This is a genomic window from Lysobacter sp. DMC104, from assembly GCF_056313665.1.
Map to the genome: position 1 here is coordinate 285849 of NZ_JBQUZW010000002.1, position 19901 is coordinate 305749.

The 19901-nt window shown below is 69.7% G+C and carries 13 protein-coding genes and 2 pseudogenes; 1 reads left to right on the plus strand and 14 read right to left on the minus strand.

What is annotated here, in order from left to right; genetic code table 11:
- Positions 1 to 34 precede the first annotated feature (34 nt).
- Together secA and ACT53R_RS04195 are read right to left on the minus strand one after the other, a co-directional pair.
- Positions 35 to 2758 (minus strand): preprotein translocase subunit SecA, encoded by a 2724-nt coding sequence (gene secA / locus ACT53R_RS04190; protein WP_476170582.1) that lies wholly within the window; start codon positions 2756 to 2758, stop codon positions 35 to 37.
- A gap of 141 nt (positions 2759 to 2899) precedes the next feature.
- Entirely contained in the window at positions 2900 to 3769 is an 870-nt protein-coding gene (locus ACT53R_RS04195; RefSeq protein WP_476170736.1) for a M23 family metallopeptidase, read from the minus strand.
- A gap of 145 nt (positions 3770 to 3914) precedes the next feature.
- Here ACT53R_RS04195 and ACT53R_RS04200 point away from each other — a divergent pair, with 145 nt between their 5' ends.
- On the plus strand, positions 3915 to 4388 hold the full coding sequence (locus tag ACT53R_RS04200) for a DciA family protein (protein ID WP_476170583.1): 474 nt from the start codon (positions 3915 to 3917) through the stop codon (positions 4386 to 4388).
- A gap of 198 nt (positions 4389 to 4586) precedes the next feature.
- Here ACT53R_RS04200 and lpxC read toward each other — a convergent pair whose 3' ends face one another.
- From lpxC to ACT53R_RS04260, 12 genes and pseudogenes are all read right to left on the minus strand, one after another.
- Positions 4587 to 5495 carry a UDP-3-O-acyl-N-acetylglucosamine deacetylase gene (gene lpxC / locus ACT53R_RS04205; protein WP_476170584.1) on the minus strand — a complete coding sequence of 303 codons (909 nt, stop codon included), beginning with the start codon at positions 5493 to 5495 and terminating at the stop codon, positions 4587 to 4589.
- Positions 5496 to 5993: 498 nt separating this feature from the next.
- Positions 5994 to 6978 (minus strand): annotated as a pseudogene (ftsZ, locus tag ACT53R_RS04210) (cell division protein FtsZ); the annotation flags it as partial.
- Between the two features lie 176 nt (positions 6979 to 7154).
- Positions 7155 to 8390: a cell division protein FtsA gene (gene ftsA, locus ACT53R_RS04215; protein WP_476170585.1), complete on the minus strand. Its 1236-nt coding sequence runs from the start codon at positions 8388 to 8390 to the stop codon at positions 7155 to 7157.
- On the minus strand, positions 8387 to 9124 hold the full coding sequence (locus tag ACT53R_RS04220) for a cell division protein FtsQ/DivIB (RefSeq protein WP_476170586.1): 738 nt from the start codon (positions 9122 to 9124) through the stop codon (positions 8387 to 8389). Before ACT53R_RS04220 ends, ftsA begins: the two co-directional genes overlap by 4 nt.
- Positions 9121 to 10098 (minus strand): D-alanine--D-alanine ligase, encoded by a 978-nt coding sequence (locus ACT53R_RS04225; protein ID WP_476170587.1) that lies wholly within the window; start codon positions 10096 to 10098, stop codon positions 9121 to 9123. Before ACT53R_RS04225 ends, ACT53R_RS04220 begins: the two co-directional genes overlap by 4 nt.
- A complete protein-coding gene (murC, locus tag ACT53R_RS04230; RefSeq protein WP_476170588.1) occupies positions 10095 to 11558 on the minus strand; it encodes a UDP-N-acetylmuramate--L-alanine ligase in 1464 nt (487 codons plus the stop codon). Before murC ends, ACT53R_RS04225 begins: the two co-directional genes overlap by 4 nt.
- A 5-nt stretch (positions 11559 to 11563) precedes the next feature.
- Positions 11564 to 12652, minus strand: a pseudogene (gene murG / locus ACT53R_RS04235) (undecaprenyldiphospho-muramoylpentapeptide beta-N-acetylglucosaminyltransferase); the annotation flags it as partial.
- The gene (gene ftsW, locus ACT53R_RS04240; protein WP_476170589.1) at positions 12649 to 14019 is read right to left on the minus strand and encodes a putative lipid II flippase FtsW; all 1371 of its coding nucleotides are present in this window, start codon (positions 14017 to 14019) and stop codon (positions 12649 to 12651) included. The gene ftsW and the pseudogene murG, both read right to left, overlap by 4 nt.
- A complete protein-coding gene (mraY, locus tag ACT53R_RS04245) occupies positions 14019 to 15116 on the minus strand; it encodes a phospho-N-acetylmuramoyl-pentapeptide-transferase (RefSeq protein ID WP_476170590.1) in 1098 nt (365 codons plus the stop codon). The genes ftsW and mraY overlap by 1 nt, the downstream gene beginning before the upstream one ends.
- Complete coding sequence (locus ACT53R_RS04250) at positions 15106 to 16500, minus strand: UDP-N-acetylmuramoyl-tripeptide--D-alanyl-D-alanine ligase (protein WP_476170591.1); 1395 nt, start codon at positions 16498 to 16500, stop codon at positions 15106 to 15108. Before ACT53R_RS04250 ends, mraY begins: the two co-directional genes overlap by 11 nt.
- A complete protein-coding gene (locus tag ACT53R_RS04255) occupies positions 16497 to 17990 on the minus strand; it encodes a UDP-N-acetylmuramoyl-L-alanyl-D-glutamate--2,6-diaminopimelate ligase (RefSeq protein ID WP_476170592.1) in 1494 nt (497 codons plus the stop codon). The genes ACT53R_RS04250 and ACT53R_RS04255 overlap by 4 nt, the downstream gene beginning before the upstream one ends.
- The gene (locus ACT53R_RS04260) at positions 17987 to 19816 is read right to left on the minus strand and encodes a peptidoglycan D,D-transpeptidase FtsI family protein (protein WP_476170737.1); all 1830 of its coding nucleotides are present in this window, start codon (positions 19814 to 19816) and stop codon (positions 17987 to 17989) included. The genes ACT53R_RS04255 and ACT53R_RS04260 overlap by 4 nt, the downstream gene beginning before the upstream one ends.
- Positions 19817 to 19901: the final 85 nt, after the last annotated feature.

The following is a 19901-nucleotide window of genomic DNA, read 5'->3' on the forward strand; positions in this document are numbered from 1 at the left end:
GCGCGGGCGTTTTCGTGCGAAGGCAGCGCGGCGGTCAGGCCAGCTGGCCGTGGCAGTGCTTGTACTTCTTGCCCGAACCGCAGGGGCACGGGTCGTTGCGGCCGACCTTCGGCAGGCTGTCGTCGGCGAGCTGGTAGTCGGGCGAACCCGCTTCCTCGTCGCTGCCGTAGCCGCCGGTGTCGGCATGCTGGAACTGCATCTGGCGCGTCATCGCCTCGGCGCGGGCACGCTCGGCGGCTTCGGCCTGCGCGATCTCGGCCTCGGTGCGGATGCGCACGCGGGCAAGCAGCGACACGACCTCGCGCTTGACCTTCTCCAGCATTTCGCTGAACAGCTCGAACGCTTCCTTCTTGTACTCCTGCTTCGGCTGCTTCTGCGCGTAGCCGCGCAGGTGGATGCCTTGGCGCAGGTAGTCCATGCGGCCGAGGTGCTCCTTCCAGCTCTGGTCGAGCACGGTCAGCATGATGTGCTTCTCGAGCATGCGCATCGTCTCTTCGCCGACCGCCGCTTCCTTGTCCTCGAAGACCTTCGCCACCGCCTCCTGAACGTAGGCGGCGATGCCGGCAGCGTCGATTTCCTTCTGCGCGTGGACGTGGTCTTCCAGCGCCATCTGCAGGCCGAACTCGGCCGCCAGCTCGGATTCCAGGCCCTTCAGGTCCCACTGCTCGTCGATCGAATCCGGCGGCACGAAACGGTCGACCAGGTCGGCGACCACGTCGCCGCGGATGCCGTCGATGTTCGCCTTCACGCTGTCGGCTTCGAGCAGGTCGTCGCGCTGGCGGTAGATCACCTTGCGCTGGTCGTTGTTGACGTCGTCGAAGTCGAGCAGGTTCTTGCGGATGTCGAAGTTGTGGGCCTCGACCTTGCGCTGCGCGCCGGCGATCTGCTTCGTCACCAGCGGGCTTTCGATGATGTCGTCTTCCTTCAGGCCCATGCGCGCCATCATCCGCTGCACCCAGTCGGCGGCGAAGATGCGCATCAGCGAATCTTCCAGCGACAGGTAGAAGCGCGACGAACCCGGGTCGCCCTGGCGGCCGGAACGACCGCGCAGCTGGTTGTCGATGCGGCGCGATTCGTGGCGTTCGGTGCCGATGATGTGCAGGCCGCCCGAGGCCTTCACGGCGTCGTGGCGCTGCATCCATTCGGCCTTGATGCGCTGGCGCTCGACGTCGCTGAGTTCACCCTGCTCGGCTTCCAGCGCCTGGATCTCGGCTTCAAGCGAGCCGCCCAGCACGATGTCGGTACCGCGGCCGGCCATGTTGGTGGCGATGGTCACCGCGCCCGGACGACCGGCCTGCGCGACGATGTGCGCCTCGCGCTCGTGCTGCTTGGCGTTGAGCACTTCGTGCGCGATGCCGGCGGCCTTGAGCTGCTCGGACAGCATCTCGGAGACTTCGATCGACGTGGTACCGACCAGCACCGGCTGGCCCTTGGCGTTCGCGTCCTTGATCTCGCCGATCACCGCGCGGAACTTGCCGGCGCGGTTGAGGAACACGGCGTCCGGATGGTCCTTGCGCACCATCGGGCGATGGGTCGGGATCACCACCACTTCCAGGCCGTAGATGCTCTGGAATTCGTAGGCTTCGGTATCCGCGGTGCCGGTCATGCCCGAGAGCTTGCCGTACATGCGGAACAGGTTCTGGAAGGTGATGCTGGCGAGCGTCTGGTTCTCGCGCTGCACCGGCACGCCTTCCTTCGCCTCGACCGCCTGGTGCAGGCCGTCGGACCAGCGGCGGCCCGGCAGCGTGCGGCCGGTGAATTCGTCGACGATCACCACTTCGCCGTCACGCACGATGTAATCGACGTCGCGCTGGTAGATCGCATGGGCGCGCATCGCGGCGTTGAGGTGGTGCACGACGTGGATGTTGTGCGCGGCGTAGAGGCTGTCCTCGCCTTCGAGGATGCCGGCGCGGCGCAGCAGGTCCTCGGCGTGCTCCTGGCCGGCTTCGGACAGGTGCACCTGCTTGCCCTTCTCGTCGACCCAGTAGTCGCCGACGCCGTCCTCGACGTCCTGCCGCTTGAGCTGCGGCACGATGCGGTTGACCTTGACGTACAGCTCCGGCGATTCGTCGGCCGGGCCGGAGATGATCAGCGGCGTGCGCGCCTCGTCGATCAGGATCGAGTCGACTTCGTCGACGATCGCGTAGTGCAGGCCGCGCTGGTAGCGGTCTTCCTTCGACAGCGCCATGTTGTCGCGCAGGTAGTCGAAGCCGAATTCGTTGTTGGTGCCGTAGGTGATGTCCGCGGCATAGGCGCCATGCTTGTCCGAATGCGGCATGCCCGGGTAGACGACGCCGACCGACAGCCCCAGCCAGTTGTACAGGCGCCCCATCCATGCCGAGTCGCGGCGGGCGAGGTAGTCGTTCACCGTCACCACGTGCACGCCCTTGCCCTGCAGCGCGTTGAGGTAGGTGGGCAGGGTCGCGACGAGGGTCTTGCCTTCGCCGGTGCGCATTTCGGCGATCTTGCCCAGGTGCAGCACCATGCCGCCGATCATCTGCACGTCGTAATGGCGCATGCCCAGCACGCGCTTCGACGCCTCGCGGCAGACCGCGAAGGCCTCCGGCAGCAGCTTGTCGAGCGCCTCGCCGTTCTCGATCCGCTGCCGGAATTCCGGCGTCTTCGCCTGGAGTTCGGCATCGGACAGCGCCTGCATCTGCGGCTCGAGGGCGTTGATCTTCTTGACGATGCCGCCGAGCTGCTTGACCAGACGGTCGTTGCGGCTGCCGAAGATGCTGGTCAACAGGCGATTGAACATGGGTCGGGAATGATCGAAGGAGGAATCGGGCCGCATCCGCCGTCCGGGCGGTCGTCGGCAACAAAAAGGGGCGCAGCGCGCCCCTCCGCAACAGCCGATTGTACTTGGTGCCGGAGCCCGGGGGTATCAACCCCCCGCCGGTCAGCCTTTCGCGGCCGGGCGCGCGACGGCACCGCCGGCATCGCCCAGGAACTGGTTCGGATTGACCACCGCCCCGTTTTCCCAGACCTCGAAGTGCACGTGGGCGCCGGTGGAGCGGCCGGTGGAGCCGGCCTTGGCGATCTCCTGGCCGCGACGGACGAGGTCGCCGACCTGGCCGATCAGACGGGAGTTGTGCGCATACCGGGTGACGTAGCCGTTGCCGTGGTCGACCTCGATCACGTTGCCGTAGCCGTTGCGGACGCCGGCGAAGGTGACCACGCCGTCGGCCACCGCCAGCACCGGATCGCCGGTATTGGCCTCGAAATCGATGCCCTTGTGGAACTGGCCGCCACCGCCGAACGGATCGGCGCGGCCGCCGAAGCCGGACGTGATGTAGCTGTGCGCAACCGGCGCCCGCGACGGGGTCGCGTTGCGGTCCAGTTCGCGGTTGAACAGCAGCGCTTCCAGCACCGACAGCTGGCCGCCGGCGCGATGCAGCTGCGTGCCGAGGCTGTCCAGCCCGCTGCGCAGGTCGGTGGCCGGCAGGTCGTGCACCGGGCCGGCGCCGCCGACGCCGACCGGCTTGTCGAAGTCGAACTCGCCATCGCCGAGCTGGGCGACGCGGGTCAGGCGCTCGCCGAGCGCGTTGAGGCGGTTGGCCTCCGCCTGCAGTTCGCCGAGCCGGGCCGCGAGCGCGTTGACTTCGCGCTGGGCTTCGAGCCGGGTGTTGCGCAGGCCGTCGCGCTGGGCAATGACGTCGGCCTTCAGGCGATCGAACTGCGCGTCGCGCAGCCAGCTCTGGGCGAAGGTGCCCATCACCGCGCCGAGGGTGAGCAGCGCGACGGCGGCGTAGGCGGGCTGCTCGCGCATCGCGCGGCGGCCCGCGGCCAGTGCGCGCAGCGACAGCGGACGCAACCGTGCCCAGGTGTGCGTCGCGGTGGCCTGAACGGCGTGCGCCGCGGTCATCGCGTGACGCTGCGCAAGCAGGAGGAAGCTGTGTACAGTCATCGGTCTCATGTCTCGTTCACGACCCTCGACGCCCCCCGCCTCGCGCCCCGCAAAACCGCGGGATGCGTTCGATGCCCTGCTGGGCACCGACGCCAGCGACCCGGGCACGCATTCGCTGCGGCGGGCGCTGTGGCTGGACACGCTGGATCAGCAACTCCGTCCCCACCTTCCGGCCCAGCTCGCCGCGCATGCGCGCCTGGCGAACGTCGACCGCAAAAGGCTCGTGTACCTCGTGGATGCACCGGTGTGGCACGCGCGGATGCGCCTGACCGCCACCGTCCTGCTCGACGCCGCCCGCTCCCTCGGGCTGGAAGTCGACGACCTGGTGGTGCGCACGGCATCCGGACCGCAGGCGATGCGGCCGCGAAGCACCGGAACGTCGACCAGGACGACCGCACTTCCCCTTTCGGCCGCCGCGCGCGAAGCCTTCGCGGCTGCCCTCGCCGCCCGCGATGAACCTGCGCAGGGGGACCCGACCTGAGGGTCTGTCCCGGGCCGGCCGTGGGGGTAAAGGGCCGGTCCGTGGGACACGAAGCCGGCATGCTACCGGCCGCATCGGGCCGGGGGGTTAAGAAATGCGGGGCTTTTTCGTTAAATTATCGTAAAACGCTCGGCGCAAGGTCACGGATCGGGCAATCCACATGATCCGTTCCAGAGAACCCGCCGAGCTCCGGCAAGGTCAGGCGAGGGCCGGGGCGCCGTAGACGACCGGCACCGGCACGTCGTCCGGGAAAGTCGCGAACTCCCAGGCGGACTGCTCGGCGAGCAGGGCGCGGACCAGCTTGTTGTTGAGGGCGTGGCCCGACTTGAAGCCCTCGTAGGCGCCGAGGATCGGGTGCCCGGCGAGGTACAGATCACCGACGGCGTCGAGGATCTTGTGGCGGACGAACTCGTCGGCGTAGCGCAGGCCGTCGTCGTTCAGCACGCGGAACTCGTCCAGCACGATGGCGTTGTCCATCGAACCGCCGAGGCCGAGGTTGCGCTCGCGCATGAACTCCAGGTCGCGCATGAACCCGAAGGTGCGGGCGCGGCTGACTTCGCGGATGTAGCGCTCGGTGGAGAACTCGACCACCGCGCGCGACTGCGCCGCGGGAATGGCCGGGTGGTTGAATTCGACGGTGAACCCGAGGCGGAAGCCGTCGTAGGGCTCGAACCGGGCGACCTTGTCGCCGTCGCGCACTTCCACGGGTTTCACGATGCGCATGAAGCGCTTGGGTGCGTTCTGCTCGGCGATGCCGGCGGACTGCAGCAGGAACACGAACGGGCCGGACGAGCCATCCATGATCGGCACTTCGGGCGCGGACAGATCGATGTAGACGTTGTCGACGCCGAGGCCGGCGAGCGCGGACATCAGGTGCTCGACCGTCATCGCCTTGCCGCCGTCGCGCGAGAGGCCGGTGCAGAGCATGGTCTCGGTGACGAGGTCGGCGCGGGCGGGGATCTCGACGACCGGATCCAGGTCCACGCGGCGGAACACGATGCCGGCATCGACCGGCGCCGGTCGCAGGGTCAGGTACACCTTCTCGCCGCTGTGCAGGCCCACGCCGGTGGCGCGGATCGTGTTGCGGAGGGTGCGTTGCCGGGCCATGGGAGTGTCGGGTGCCTGCGCGTCGGGAGAGACGGGAAATGCAGGAATTCGCCTGCGAACGGAGGGCGAGATTAGCACGCAGGATGCTGAACCTGAACGGAAGCGACGCTCTGTTTCCGCGGTGCAACAACCGTGTGGTACCGCCACCGACGCCGACGGAAAAACCCGCCGGACCGGAGTCCGGCGGAAAGGGACATGGCAATGTCGCCGACGGCCGCTGGTGGACGGCCGCCGGCGCGGATCAATCCGCCTGCCGGCGCAGGAACGCCGGGATGTCCAGGTAGCTGCTGTCGCTGCCGAAATCGGCGGCCGCCGGGGCCTGGCCGGCATCCGCCGGGCCGCGACCGCGCAGGTGGGCGGCGATGCCGGCGCCCGGGGACACCGGCGCCATCGGCTCGTCGATCATCATGCCGGTGGTGCCGTCGCGGCGACCCTGGGTGTTGATCAGCTGCACCTGCGGACGGCGCGCCTGGGCGAAGCCCTCGTCGCGATCCTGGGTGCGCACCGACTGGCGCGAGACGGCGCGGTTCAGGCCGGTGGCGACCACCGTGACCTTCACCTCGTCCTGCATCTCCGGGTCGAGCACGGTACCGATGACCACGGTCGCGTCTTCCGAAGCGAAGTTCTCGATCGTGCGGCCGACCTCGTCGAACTCGGCCATCGTGAAGTCCGGACCGGCGGTGATGTTGACCAGGATGCCGTTGGCGCCGGCCAGGTTGACGTCGTCCAGCAGCGGGTTGTTGATCGCCGATTCGGCGGCGGCCTGCGCGCGGTCGTCGCCGCGGGCGGAACCGGTGCCCATCATCGCCAGGCCCATCTCGGACATGACGGTGCGCACGTCGGCGAAGTCGACGTTGATCAGGCCCGGGCGCACGATCAGGTCGGCGATGCCCTGCACCGCGCCCTGCAGCACGTCGTTGGCGGCGCGGAACGCCTGGATCATGGTCGCGTTGCGGCCGAGCACGGTGATCAGCTTCTCGTTCGGGATCGTGATCAGCGAGTCGCAGTGCTGCGACAGCTCCTCGATGCCCTTCAGCGCCACCTGCATGCGGCGGCGGCCTTCGAACGGGAACGGCTTGGTGACGACGGCGACGGTCAGGATGCCCATCTCCTTCGCCAGCTGCGCCACGACCGGCGCGGCGCCGGTGCCGGTGCCGCCGCCCATGCCCGCGGTGATGAACACCATGTCGGCGCCCTGCAGGGCATCCATGATGCGTTCGCGGTCTTCCAGCGCGGCCTGGCGGCCGACTTCCGGATTCGCGCCCGCACCCAGGCCCTTGGTGACGTTGCTGCCGAGCTGCAGCTGGAGCTTGGCGCCGCAGTTCTTGATCGCCTGCGAATCGGTGTTCGCGGTGATGAACTCCACGCCCTCGATGCAGCCGTTGACCATGTGCGCGACCGCGTTGCCGCCGCCGCCGCCCACGCCCACGACCTTGATGACCGCGTTCGGCGCCATCTTTTCCACCAGTTCGAAAAATGCCATGTCCGTGTCCTCGTCTAGTTATGTGTGTCGCTGTTGTCTGGATCGCGTGTTGCCGTGAAACCGTTTGCCGCTCCGCCTTCGTGAACCGTCTTTCCGAATCGTCCTGAAGCCAACCTCAAAACAGTGTTCGAAACCGCTTTCCGAAGCCGCGACCGATGCGCCGGGGGACGCGCCGGTCAAAACTCTCCCTTGAACCAGGTCCGCACCTTGTTGAACAGGCCGACCGCGCGACCCGCCGGGATCACCGGGCGGCGCGGATGCTCGATCTGGCTGCCCATCAGCAGCAGGCCGACGCCGGTGGCATGCACCGGATTGCCCACCACTTCGCCGAGTCCGCTGACGTGCTGCGGGATGCCTACGCGCACCGGCATCTGCAGCATTTCCTCGGCCAGCTCGACCACGCCTTCCATCTTCGCGGCGCCGCCGGTCAGCACCATGCCGGCGCGCACCAGTTCCTCGAAGCCCGAGCGACGCAATTCGGCCTGCACCATCTCGAAGATCTCCTCGTAGCGACCCTGCACCGCCTGCGCCAGCGCATGCCGCGGCAGCCGGCGCGGCGGACGATCGCCGACGCTGGGCACCTGGATGCTTTCCTCGGCCGTCGCCAGCTGCGCCAGCGCGCAGGCGTAGCGGACCTTGATCTGCTCGGCCTCGGGCGTGGGCGTGCGCAGCATGTGCGCGATGTCGTTGGTGACGTGGTCGCCGGCGATCGGCAGCGACGCGGTGTGGCAGATCGCGCCGTGCACGAACACCGCGATGTCGGTGGTGCCGGCACCGATGTCGACCAGCACCACGCCCAGTTCGCGCTCGTCGCTGGTCAACACCGCGGTGCTGGAGGCCAGAGCGGAGAAGATCAGGTCGTCCACCTGCAGGCCGCAGCGCTGCACGCACTTGCTGATGTTGGCCGCCGCCGACTGCGCGCAGACCACGAGGTGTGCGTGCACTTCGAGGCGCACGCCGGTCATGCCGACCGGGTTGCGGATGCCTTCCTGCGAATCGTCGAGCACGTAGTCACGCGGGATGGCGTGCAGGATCTTCTGGTCGGCAGGGATCGCCACCGCCTTCGCCGCTTCCAGCACGCGGTCGAGGTCCTGGTAGCTGACCTCGCCGTCGCGGATCGGCACAATGCCCGGCGAATTGCGGCACTGCACGTGGTTGCCCGAGATCGACGCATAGACCGAACGGATCTCGCAGCCGGCCATCAGTTCGGCTTCCTCGATCGCGCGCTGGATCGACTGCACCGTCGACTCGATGTCCACGACCACGCCGCGCTTGAGCCCGCGCGATTCGTGCGTGCCGATGCCGATGACCTCGACCGGGTTGCCGGGGGCGTACTCGCCCACCAGCGCCACGATCTTCGAGGTGCCGATGTCGAGGCCGACGATCAGCGATTTGTCGCCTTTGCGGTTCATGTCCTGTCCTGCGCCTGCGCTTCGGGGGCCAGCGCGGGAGCCGGTCGCCACGTGAGCGCGAAGCCGTTGGTGTAGCGGAGATCGGCGCGACCGAGCGTCTCGCCCTGCGGCGCTTCCAGCCGCGGCAGCAGGCGCGCGAAGCGCTGCAGCCGCAGCTTCGCGTCGTCGCGGCCGACCAGCAGTTCGGCGTCGTTGGAGAGCGTCAGCGACCAGCTGCCGCGGTCGTCGAGGCGCAGCGTGCGCACGTCGAGCCCGGTCGGCGCGAAGGCGGCGCGCGATTCGTTGTACAGCCGCACGAGGTCCGCGATGCGCGTTTCAGGACCATCGAAACGCGGCAAGCCGTCCGGCACGGACACGCCCTTCGCCGGGAAGATGCGACCGCGCTCGGAGAGCAGGCGATCGGCGCCCCACCACGCGAACGGACGATGTTCCTCGATCGTCACCACCAGCTTGTCCGGCCACTGCTTGCGCACTTCGGCGTGCTCGACCCACGGCAGCGCGGCGACCGCGGCGCGCGCGTCTTCCAGGCGCACGGCGAAGAAGCCGCGGCGCGCGTGCGGCAGCACCGCGGCGACGATCTGCGCGTCGGTGACGCGGGTCAGCCGGCCCTCGACCTTCACCGTGCGCAGCGGCCAGCGCTCGGTGCCGGCCCAGCCCTGGATGACGGCCACGATCGGCAGCGCGACGAGCGTCAGCGCCAGCACCCACGCGAGCAGTCGCAGGAACGCCTTCATCGTGCGGCGGCCTCCGGCAGCGTGGCCACGGTGGTTTCGAGGATGCGCCAGCACAGGTCCTCGAAGCCGATGCCGATCTGGCGCGCGGCCTTGGGCACCAGCGAGTGGCTGGTCATGCCCGGCGCGGTGTTCACCTCGATCAGCATGAAGCCGAGTCGGCGATCGCGCATCACGTCGACGCGGCCCCAGCCGCTGCACGCGGCGGCACGGAATGCGCGCAGCGCGAGATCGCGGATCGCGGCCTCGTCGTCGCCGTCGAGACCCGGACACAGGTACTGGGTGTCATCGGCGATGTACTTGGCGTGGTAGTCGTACCACTCGCCCGCCGGCACGATGCGGATCGACGGCAGCGCGAGGTCGCCGAAGATGCCGACGGTGAATTCCTCGCCCTGCACCATCTGCTCCATCAGCAGCTCGCCGGCATAGGTCGCGGCAAACGCCTCGGCCTGCGCGAGATCGCTTTCGGCGAGGATGCGGAACACGCCGACGCTGGAGCCTTCGCAGGCGGGCTTCACGAACACCGGCAGGCCGAGCGCCCGCGCCGCCGCCGTCATGTCATCGCCCGCGCGCAGGCGCACGAACTTCGGCGTCGGCAGGCCTTCGCTCATCCACACCTGCTTGGTGCGGATCTTGTCCATCGTCAGCGCGGAGCCGAGCACACCGGAGCCGGTGTACGGCACGCCCAGCGCGTCCAGCGCACCCTGCAGCACGCCGTCCTCGCCGCCGCCGCGGTTGCCATGGAGGATGTTGAACACGCGATCGAAACGCGCTTCCGACGGCATCGCCAGCGCCTGGATCAGCGCCGGGATGCCGTCGACGGCGTGCGCATCGACGCCGCGCGAACGCAGCGCTTCCAGCACGTTGCGGCCGGAGTCGAGCGACACCTCGCGCTCGGTGCTGGTGCCGCCCATGAGCACGGCAACGCGGCCGAACACGGCGGGATCGGTGAAACGGGCAGAGGACACGGCGGTCACGGCGTCGCCTCCCCGGCGCGTTCGGAAGGGAAACCCTGCGCAGCGAGCGCCTGCGCGGCGGCGCCGATGTCGCCGGCGCCCATCATCAGCAGCAGGTCGCCGTCGCGGAGCACGTCGGGCAGCACCGCGGCGAGTTCGCCGGCGCTGCCGACCACGACCGGGTCGATGCGGCCGCGCGCGCGGATGCTGCGCGCCAGCGACTTGGCGTCGGCACCGGCGATCGGCGCTTCACCGGCCGGATAGATCTCTGTGAGCACCAGCGCGTCGACATTCGACAACACCGCGGCGAAATCATCGAAGAGATCGCGCGTGCGGCTGTAGCGGTGCGGCTGGAACGCGACCACGAGGCGGCGATCCGGCCAGCCGCCGCGCGCGGCCTTGAACACCGCGTCCAGTTCCTTCGGATGGTGGCCGTAGTCGTCGACCAACTGCACGGTCGCGCCCTGCGCGGTGCGCAGTTCTGCGAGCAGGTTGAAGCGGCGGCCGATGCCGGCGAACTTCTCCAGTGCGCGCGCGATGACCTCCGGCGCAACGCCGAGCTGCCAGCCGATCGTCGCCGCGGCCAGCGCGTTCTGCACGTTGTGGCGACCCGGCAGTGCCAGTGTCGTCGGCGTGCGAGAGCCGTCGGGCAGGCACAGCGTGAAAAGCATCGCCGGGCCGGCCTGCTCGACGTCCTCGGCGCGCACGTCGGCCTTCGCGTCGAAGCCGTAGGTAATGACATGGCGCGGCGTGTCCGCGGCGAGCGCCGCGACCTCGGCATCGTCGATGCACAGCACGGCGAGGCCGTAGAACGGCAGCCGGTGCAGGAATTCGGAGAACGCGGCCTTCACGCGCGCGAAGTCGCCGCCGTAGTTCTCGAGGTGGTCGGCGTCGATGTTGGTGACGACCGCGACCAGCGGGTTCAGGCGCAGGAAGCTGCCGTCGCTTTCGTCGGCCTCGGCCACCAGCCAGTCGCCGCTGCCGAGGCGCGCGTTGGCACCGGCGGCGAGCAACTGGCCGCCGATGACGAAGGTCGGATCGAGCCCGGCCTCGCCCAGCACGCTCGCGGTGAGCGAGGTCGTGGTGGTCTTGCCGTGGGTGCCGGCGATCGCGATGCCGCGACGGAAGCGCATCAGTTCGGCCAGCATCTCGGCGCGCGGCACCACCGGGATGCGCTGCGCGCGCGCTTCCATCCACTCGGGGTTGTCGCGCTTGATCGCGCTGGACACCACCACGCAGTCCGCGCCCAGCACGTTCGCCGCGGCGTGGCCGCGCGAGACGGTGGCGCCGAGCGCGGCGAGCCGGCGCGTGGTCGCGTTGTCGGCGTTGTCCGAGCCGGACACCTGGTAGCCCAGCGTGCACAGCACTTCGGCAATGCCGCTCATGCCGGCGCCGCCGATGCCCACGAAATGCACGCGCGGGAACAACTTGGCGAAATCCGCCTTGGAAACATCCTTCGCGTCGAGCAGACGACGGATCATGCGCGGGCCTCCTCGAGCACGGCATCGGCCACGCGTTCGGCGGCATCGACCTTCGCCAGCGAACGTGCGGCATCGGCCATGAACAGGCGGCGATCCGGATCCAGCACCAGATTGCGCAGCTCCATGGCCAGTTTCGGAACGAGCTGATCGTCCTGCTTCAGCACCACACCGGCACGGCGCTGGGCGACGTACTGGGCATTCTTGGTCTGGTGGTCGTCGACCGCGGTCGGCAGCGGCACCAGCAGGCCGCCGACGCCGACGGCGCACAGCTCGGCGAGCGTCAGCGCACCGGCGCGGCAGACCACGATGTCGGCCCAGGCATACGCGGCCGCCATGTCGGCGATGAACGGTTCGATCGACACCGGCACGCCGGCCGCTTCGTAGGCGCGCGCGGTGTCGTCGCGCAGCTTCTCGCCGCACTGGTGGCGCACGTCGACGCCCGCGCCCTGCAACTGCGCGATCGCCTTCGGCACCGCGTCGTTGAGCGCGCGCGCGCCCTGACTGCCGCCCAGCACCAGCACGCGCATCGGGCCATCGCGACCGGCGAAGCGCTCGCGCGGCGGCGGCACGGCGGCAATCACGCTGCGCACCGGATTGCCGACCACGGTTTCCTTGCCCGGGAATGCATCGGGGAAACCGCAGAGCACGCGACGGGCGAAGCGGGCCAGCACGCGGTTGGTCAGGCCCGGCGCGCGGTTCTGTTCGTGCACCAGCAGCGGCACCCGCGCCAGCACCGCGGCGATGCCGCCGGGCCCCGCGGCGAAGCCACCGAAGCTGATCACGGCGCGCGGCTTGTGCGCCTTCAGCACGCGTCCCGCGGCGCGAATGGCCGACAACACGCGGAACGGCGCGCGCAGCAGCGTGCCGATGCCCTTGCCGCGGACACCGGAGATCGCGATGGTCTCGATCGCGACACCGTGCTGTGGCACCAGGCGCGTTTCCATGCCGCCGTCGGCGCCGAGCCACAGCACCCGCACCTCGCGCGCGCGCAGCGCGGCCGCGACCGCGAGGCCCGGGAAGATGTGGCCGCCGGTACCGCCGGCGAGGATCAGCACCGGCGCCTGCGAAGTCGTCTGCGGAGACGTCGCGTTCATGCGCGCCTCCCGAAGGTGGGTTCCACACGATCGCGCAGGCGGCTGGTGCCGCGCGCGGCATTCGCGGTCGACGTCGCGGTGGCACCGGCCGTCGGCTTCGACACGTTCGACGGCGCGGTCGCGATGGGCGGCTGCGCAGTGTCGGGCATCGGGCCGGCGTAGCTCTGCGCCGCCTCGCCGCGCAGGCGCGCGACCTGGCGTTCGGCGCGGTCGAGTTCGTACGACACGCGCAGCAGCAGGCCGAGTGCGGCACAGGTGCCGAGCACGCTGGAACCGCCGTAGGAAATCAGCGGCAGCGTCAGACCCTTGGTCGGCAGCAGGCCGAGGTTCACCCCGATCGACACGAAGCTCTGCAGGCCCATCCACAGGCCGACACCGAACGCGCAGTAGCCGGCGAAGTGGCGGCGCATCTCCACGCACTTGAGGCCGATCCAGAACGCACGGCCGACCAGCAGCGTGTACAGCGCGATCACCGCGCACACGCCGGCGAAGCCCAGTTCCTCGGCAATGACCGCGAGGATGAAGTCGGTGTTCGCCTCGGGCAGGAAGTCGAGCTTCTGCACCGAGCCGCCGAGGCCGACGCCGAACCACTCGCCGCGGCCGATCGCCATCAGCGCATTGCTGAGCTGGTAGCCGCTGCCGAACGGATCGCGGAACGGATCGAGGAACGAGGTCAGGCGCAGCACGCGGTAAGGCTCGGCGATGGCGATCGCCGCCAGCGCCGTCAGGCCGATCACCACCGGGCCGAACATCCGCGGCAGGTGCACGCCGCCCAGCACCAGCATGCCCGCGGTGATCGCGAGGATCAGCGACGACGAACCGAAGTCGGGCTGCAGCAGCAGCAGCGCCACCAGCATCGCCGCCACGCCCAGCGGCTTGAGCATCGCGCCCCAGGTCGCGTTGACCTCGTCGCGGAAACGCACGAGATAGCTGGCCAACCACACGATGTACATCGACTTCACCGCTTCCACGGCCTGGAAGGTGGTGAGGCCGAGGTTGAGCCAGCGCCGCGCGCCGTTGATGGTGCGGCCGATGCCGGGCAGGAACACCGCGAGCAGCAGCACGAAGCACAGCACCAGCAGCAGGTGGTCGCGCTGCTCGATGCCCTTGAGTTCGGTGCGCATCAGCCAGCCGGCCACGCCCGTGCCCAGCACGATGAAGATCAGGTGCTTGACGAGGAAGTAGTACGGGCCGACGTGCAGGCTTTCGCCGATGGCGATCGAACTGGACGCCACCATCACCACCCCGAGGCAGGCGATCGCGACGATCGCGCCGAGCAGCCACGGGTCGTAGCGGCCGGGCAACGCGTCGAGACGCGTCGCCTGCTGGCCGAACCCGAAGCGCGGGAGGAGGGAGGCGTTCGCCATCAGCGCACCTTCAGCGTGGCGAGGCCGACGAGGACCAGCACCACCGAAATGATCCAGAAGCGCACGATCACGCGCGGCTCCGGCCAGCCCTTCAGCTCGAAGTGGTGGTGGATCGGGGCCATGCGGAACACGCGCTTGCCGGTGAGCTTGAACGAGGCGACCTGGATCATCACCGACAGCGTCTCGATGACGAAGATGCCGCCCATCACGACGAGAATCAGCTCCTGGCGCACGATCACCGCGACCAGGCCGAGCACCGCGCCCAGCGCCAGCGCGCCGATGTCGCCCATGAACACCATCGCCGGATAGGTGTTGAACCACAGGAAACCGAGGCCGGCGCCGGCGATGGCCGCGCAGATGATCACCAGTTCGCCCGCGCCGGGCACCGCCGGGATCTTCAGGTATTCCGAGAACACCGCGTTGCCCGAGGCGTAGGCGAACACGCCCAGCGCGCAGGCGACCAGCACCGTGGGCATGATCGCGAGGCCGTCGAGGCCGTCGGTGAGGTTCACCGCGTTCGAGAAACCGACCACCCAGAAGTACGCGACCGCGACGAAGAAGACCGCACCACCGACGCCGACCAGCGGCAGCGCCACGTTCTTGAAGAACGGGATGTAGAGCGTCGTCGCCGACTGCGCGTCGGCGGTGTAGTACAGGAACAGGCCGGCGGCGAGGCCGAACAGCGACTGCAGCGCGTATTTGGTGCGCGAGCGCATGCCGTTGGGATCGCGCTTGACGATCTTGATCCAGTCGTCCCACCAGCCGATCCAGCCGAAGGCGATCATCGTCACCAGCACCACCCACACGTAGCGGTTGCGCAGGTCGCCCCACAGCAGCACCGAGGCGAGGATGGTCAGCAGGATCAGCGCGCCGCCCATCGTCGGCGTGCCGGCCTTGGAGAAATGCGACTGCGGGCCGTCCTTGCGGATCGGCTGGCCGCCCTTGAGCTTCGCCAGGCGCGCGATCACCGCCGGGCCCCACCACAGCGACAGGCCGAGCGAGGTCAGCGCGGCGAGGATGCCGCGGAAGGTGAGATAGCCGAACAGGCCGAAATGGCGCTGCAAGGTTTCCAGCCAGCGCGTCAACTCAAGCAGCATGGGTGTTTCCCCCGTCCCCGCCGCCGGCGAGGATGTCGTTCACGATTCTGTCCATCGCGCTGCCGCGCGACCCCTTCACCAGCACCCGCGGCGCGTCGGCGACGTCAGCAAGATCCGCACGCAGCGCCGTCGCCAGCGCAGCGTGGGTATCGAACGTCCGCCCGCCTTCCCCGAAGGCATCGGCCGCACCCGCACTGAGTGGGCCCAGCGCGTACAGCCGGGCAATGCCCGCAGCCTTCGCGCGGCGACCGATCTCGACGTGCAGCGCCGCGGCATCCGCACCGAGTTCGCGCATGTCGCCGATCACCAGCCAGCGCGCGCCACCGACCGCAGACAGCGTGTCGATCGCGGCCTGCAGCGAGCCCGGATTGGCGTTGTAACTGTCATCGATCAGCGTCGCGCCGCCGGGCAGCGCATGCACGTTGAGGCGACCGCCGACCGGACGCGCGGCGTTGAGACCCGCGGCGATCGCCGGCAAGCCGATGCCCACGCCCATGGCCAACGCCGCCGCGGCCAGCGCGTTCGACACGTTGTGGCGACCGGGCATCGCCAGCGCGATGTCGGCCTCGCCTTCCGGCGACACCAGCACGAAGCGCGAGCCGTCCGCCGCAAGCGCGATGTCACGTGCGGTGAGGTCGGCATCGGCGTCGAGCGCGAAGCGCAGCTGGCGCCGGCCTTGCGCGCGCGCCGCGAAATAGGGCGAGAACGCATCGTCGGCATTGATCGCGGCGGTGCCGGCGGCAGCCAACGCGTCGTAGATCGCGGCCTTGGTGTCGGCGATGCCGAGCAGGCTGCCCATGCGCTCCAGGTGCGCCGGCGCGATGTTGTTCACCAGCGACGCATCGGGACGCACGATGTCGGTCAGATACGCGATGTCGCCCGGCTTGCCGGCGCCCATCTCGTAGATCGCGTACAGCGCGTCGTCGGGTGCATCGAGCACCGCCAGCGGCAGGCCGATCTCGTTGTTGCGGTTGCCCGGCGTGTGGTACGCGCGGCCCGGCGCAGCGGCTTCGAGGATCGCCGACACCAGCGTCTTCACGCTGGTCTTGCCGTTGCTGCCGGTGACCGCGAGCACCTTCGTCGCACGGCCGTGCTGCACCGACGCGGCCAGCGCCGCCAGCGCGCGCTCGGTGTCGGCGACGACGACCTGCGGGATCGCGACATCGGCCTGGCGCGACACGAGCGCCGCAGCAGCACCGCGTTCGACCGCCTGCACGACGTAGTCGTTGCCGTCGAAGTTCTCGCCGCGCAGCGCCACGAACAAGGGCATACCCATCGCATCGAGGCGACGGGTGTCGGTGACCAGCGCGTCGATCGTGCGGTCGTCGCCGACGAGGCGGCCGCCGGTGGCCTGCGCGATGCGGGAGAGCGTCATCGGCGTCATGCCCGCGCCTCCAGGGCCGCGCGCGCGACCTCGGTGTCGTCGAACGGATGCTGCACGCCGTGGATCTCCTGGTAGGGCTCGTGGCCCTTGCCGGCGATGAGCACGAGATCGCCCGCCTGCGCTTCCGCGACGGCCTGTGCGATCGCCGCGCCGCGGTCGCGCACGACGCGCGCCTTCGCGGCATCGACGAAGCCGGCGAGGATGTCGGCGACGATCGCGTCGCCGTCCTCGGTGCGCGGGTTGTCGTCGGTGACGAACACGACGTCGGCGCGCGCCTCGGCGATTTCCGCCATCTGCGGGCGCTTGCCGGCGTCGCGGTCACCGCCGCAACCGAACACGCAGAGGACGCGGCCCGTCGCATGCGCACGCAGCGCGTCGAGCGCCTGCGCCAGCGCGTCCGGCGTGTGTGCGTAGTCGACGACGACCAGCGGACGGTCGCCGTTGCCACCGAGGCGATTCATGCGGCCATGCACCGGCGCGAGTTGCGACAGCAGGTCGGCGATGTTCGCCGGCGTTTCGCCCTGCGCATGCAGCACGCCAGCGACCGCCAGCAGGTTGTCGACGTAGAAGCGACCGAGCAGCGACGAACGCACCGCATGTGCTTCGCCACCGACGTGCAGCGTGAAGGCGATGCCGGCGAGATCAAGCACGATGCCGTCGGCACGCAGCGTCGCATCGGCATCGCCGCGCGCGCTGACGCCGATCGCGGGCACCGCGTCGCGCGCCCGTACGGCGTCGAACAGCGCGCGGCCGTGCGCGTCGTCGAGATTCAGCACCGCCGCGCCAAGGTCCGGCCATGCGAACAGCTTCGCCTTGGCCTCGCCGTAGGCGTCCATCGTGCCGTGGTAATCGAGATGGTCGCGGGTGAGGTTGGTGAACACCGCGACCGCGAAATGCACGCCGTCGACGCGCCCCTGGTCGAGCGCGTGCGAGCTGACTTCCATCGCCACGGCCTGTGCACCGGCGTCGCGCAGCTCGGCGAGCAAGGCGTGCGTGCGCAGCACCAGCGGCGTGGTGAAGCCGGTCGGCGACACCTGGCCGTACAGGCCGGCACCGAGCGTGCCGATGGTGCCGGCGATGCGGCCCTGCAGCGTCCACGCCTGCGCGATCAGCTGCACGGTGGAGGTCTTGCCGTTGGTGCCGGTGACGCCGACGGTGGTCATCGTGCGCGACGGCGACGCGTGGAAGTGGTCGGCCAACGTGCCGAGCCGCGCACGCAGCCGCGGCACCGCGATCACCGGAACGCGCGCCGACTCGACGACCTCGGCGAATTCCGTCGGCACCGGCGCTTCGCACAGCACGACGGCGGCGCCCGCGGCTTCGGCCTGCGCGACGAAGTTCAAACCGTGCGCCCCGAAACCTGCGATCGCGACGAACGCATCGCCCGGGCGTACGGCGCGGCTGTCCTGCACCAGCCCGGCGATCGCCAGACCACCCGGAATGCCGGTGACGTCGGGCAGCAGAGCGGCGAGCGGCATGCGGCGGCTCATCGTGCGCCTCCCGCGGCCGGCACGGCGTCGAGTGCTGCGGGCAGCGCCGGGGCAGGCGCGCGACGCGGCACCGACGGGACGCGGGGCGCCGCAGCCGGCGTCGACATCGCGGACGGCAGCGCGACCGGCGGGGCAACGGCCACCTGCGCAGCCTGCCGCGCGCGACGAACGTCGGGGCTGGCCTGCGCGGCCAGCCAGGTGTCGATGTCGTCCGGCGGCACGTCCATCAGTCGCAGCGCGCCTTCCATCACGTTGTGGAACACCGGCGCGGACACCAGGCCACCGGTGTAGCCCAGCGTCGGATCCGGGTCCTTCAGCACCACGACCATCGCGAAGCGCGGATGGTCGACCGGCACCAGTCCGGCGAAGAACGCGTTGTAGCGTTTGGAATACACGCCGTTGGCATTGATGCGCGCGGTGCCGGTCTTGCCGGCGACGTGGTAGCCGAGGATCGACGCCTGCACGGCGGTACCGCCGGGCTCGGTCACGGTCTGCATCATGCGCAGCACTTCGGCGGCGATCGCCGGATCGAGGATCTGCCGGCTTTCGCCGGTCTCGCCCTTCACGAACGTCGGCACCACCGAACGCCCGCCGTTGCCGATCGCGGCATAGGCACGCGCGATCTGCAGCGGGGTGACGCTCACGCCGTAACCGTAGGCCATCGTCTGCTTGGTCGTGCCGCTCCAGTCCTCCGGCTTCGGCAGGTCGCCGGGGCTTTCGCCCGGGAACCCGCTGCCGGTGGTCGCGCCGTAGCCGAAGCGGCTGTAGAACCCGTACATCTGGTCCTTGCTCAGGCGCATCGCGATCTTCGCCGAGCCCACGTTCGAGCTCTTGCGGATCACGCCGACGGTGTCGAGCACGCCGTAGTTGTGCGTGTCGGTGGTCTTCCAGCGGCCGTTGGGGATCCAGCCAGGGTTGGTGTCGAAGAGCGTGCGCGGGGTGATGACGCCGGCTTCCAGCGCCGCGGCGACGGTCAGCGGCTTCATCGTCGAGCCCGGCTCGATCACGTCCGTCACCGCACGGTTGCGGTGGGCGTCGCGGGTGCCGAGGCTGATCGCGTTCGGGTTGAACGACGGCAGGTTCGCCATCGCCAGCACTTCGCCGGTGGCGACGTCCAGCACCACCGCCGATCCACTCACCGAATGCGTGTCCTCGATCGCCTGCTTCAGTTCGCGATAGGCGAGGAACTGGATGCGGCGGTCGATGGTGAGCGTGATGTTCTGGCCCGGTTCGGCCGGACGGACGAGGTCGACCTCTTCCACGGTGCGACCATGGCGGTCGCGGATCACGCGCTTGAGGCCCTGGCGGCCGGCGAGCACGCGCTCGTAGGCGTACTCCAGCCCTTCCTGGCCGTGGTCGTCGACGTTGGTGAAGCCCAGCACATGCGCCATCGCTTCGCCCTGCGGGTAGAAGCGGCGGTATTCGCGCTGCGAGGCCACGCCCGGCACGCCCAGTGCGAGGATGCGCCGCGCCTCGGCCGGGTTGATGCGGCGCTTGAGGTAGACGAATTCCTTCTGCTTGCGCTGGATCAGGCGCGTGCGCAGGGTCTCGGCGTCGATGCCGAGCGCCGCGGCCAGCGCCGGGATGCGCTCGGGCGACTTCAGCACTTCCTGCGGCGTGGCCCAGATCGATTCCACCGGCGTGGACACCGCCAGCGGCTCGCCGTTGCGGTCGGTGATCATGCCGCGCGAGGTCGGGATCGTGACTTCGCGCAGGAAGCGCTCGTCGCCCTGCTTGCGGTAGAACTCGTTGCGCACCAGCTGCAGGTCGACCGCGCGCGCCACCAGCGCCAGCGCGCAGACGCCCATCGCGCCGCCGACCAGCATCAGCCGGCCGCGCAGGTCGAAGCGCGCGCGGCCACGCGGCGCCGGGCCGCGGCGGTCGCTCGCGCGGCGGGCGCGTTCACGCAGG

Excerpts from the sequence above, each read along its gene's own strand:
- murC (WP_476170588.1), bottom strand. The coding sequence starts at position 11,558 with ATGATCCGTCGTCTGCTCGACGCGAAGGATGTTTCCAAGGCGGATTTC.
- ACT53R_RS04260 (WP_476170737.1), bottom strand. The coding sequence starts at position 19,816 with ATGCTGGTCGGCGGCGCGATGGGCGTCTGCGCGCTGGCGCTGGTGGCG.
- secA (WP_476170582.1), bottom strand. The coding sequence starts at position 2,758 with ATGTTCAATCGCCTGTTGACCAGCATCTTCGGCAGCCGCAACGACCGT.
- ftsA (WP_476170585.1), bottom strand. The coding sequence starts at position 8,390 with ATGAACCGCAAAGGCGACAAATCGCTGATCGTCGGCCTCGACATCGGC.
- ACT53R_RS04255 (WP_476170592.1), bottom strand. The coding sequence starts at position 17,990 with ATGAGCCGCCGCATGCCGCTCGCCGCTCTGCTGCCCGACGTCACCGGC.
- mraY (WP_476170590.1), bottom strand. The coding sequence starts at position 15,116 with ATGCTGCTTGAGTTGACGCGCTGGCTGGAAACCTTGCAGCGCCATTTC.
- ACT53R_RS04220 (WP_476170586.1), bottom strand. The coding sequence starts at position 9,124 with ATGAAGGCGTTCCTGCGACTGCTCGCGTGGGTGCTGGCGCTGACGCTC.
- ACT53R_RS04200 (WP_476170583.1), top strand. The coding sequence starts at position 3,915 with ATGTCTCGTTCACGACCCTCGACGCCCCCCGCCTCGCGCCCCGCAAAA.
- lpxC (WP_476170584.1), bottom strand. The coding sequence starts at position 5,495 with ATGGCCCGGCAACGCACCCTCCGCAACACGATCCGCGCCACCGGCGTG.
- ftsW (WP_476170589.1), bottom strand. The coding sequence starts at position 14,019 with ATGGCGAACGCCTCCCTCCTCCCGCGCTTCGGGTTCGGCCAGCAGGCG.
- ACT53R_RS04250 (WP_476170591.1), bottom strand. The coding sequence starts at position 16,500 with ATGACGCCGATGACGCTCTCCCGCATCGCGCAGGCCACCGGCGGCCGC.
- ACT53R_RS04195 (WP_476170736.1), bottom strand. The coding sequence starts at position 3,769 with ATGCGCGAGCAGCCCGCCTACGCCGCCGTCGCGCTGCTCACCCTCGGC.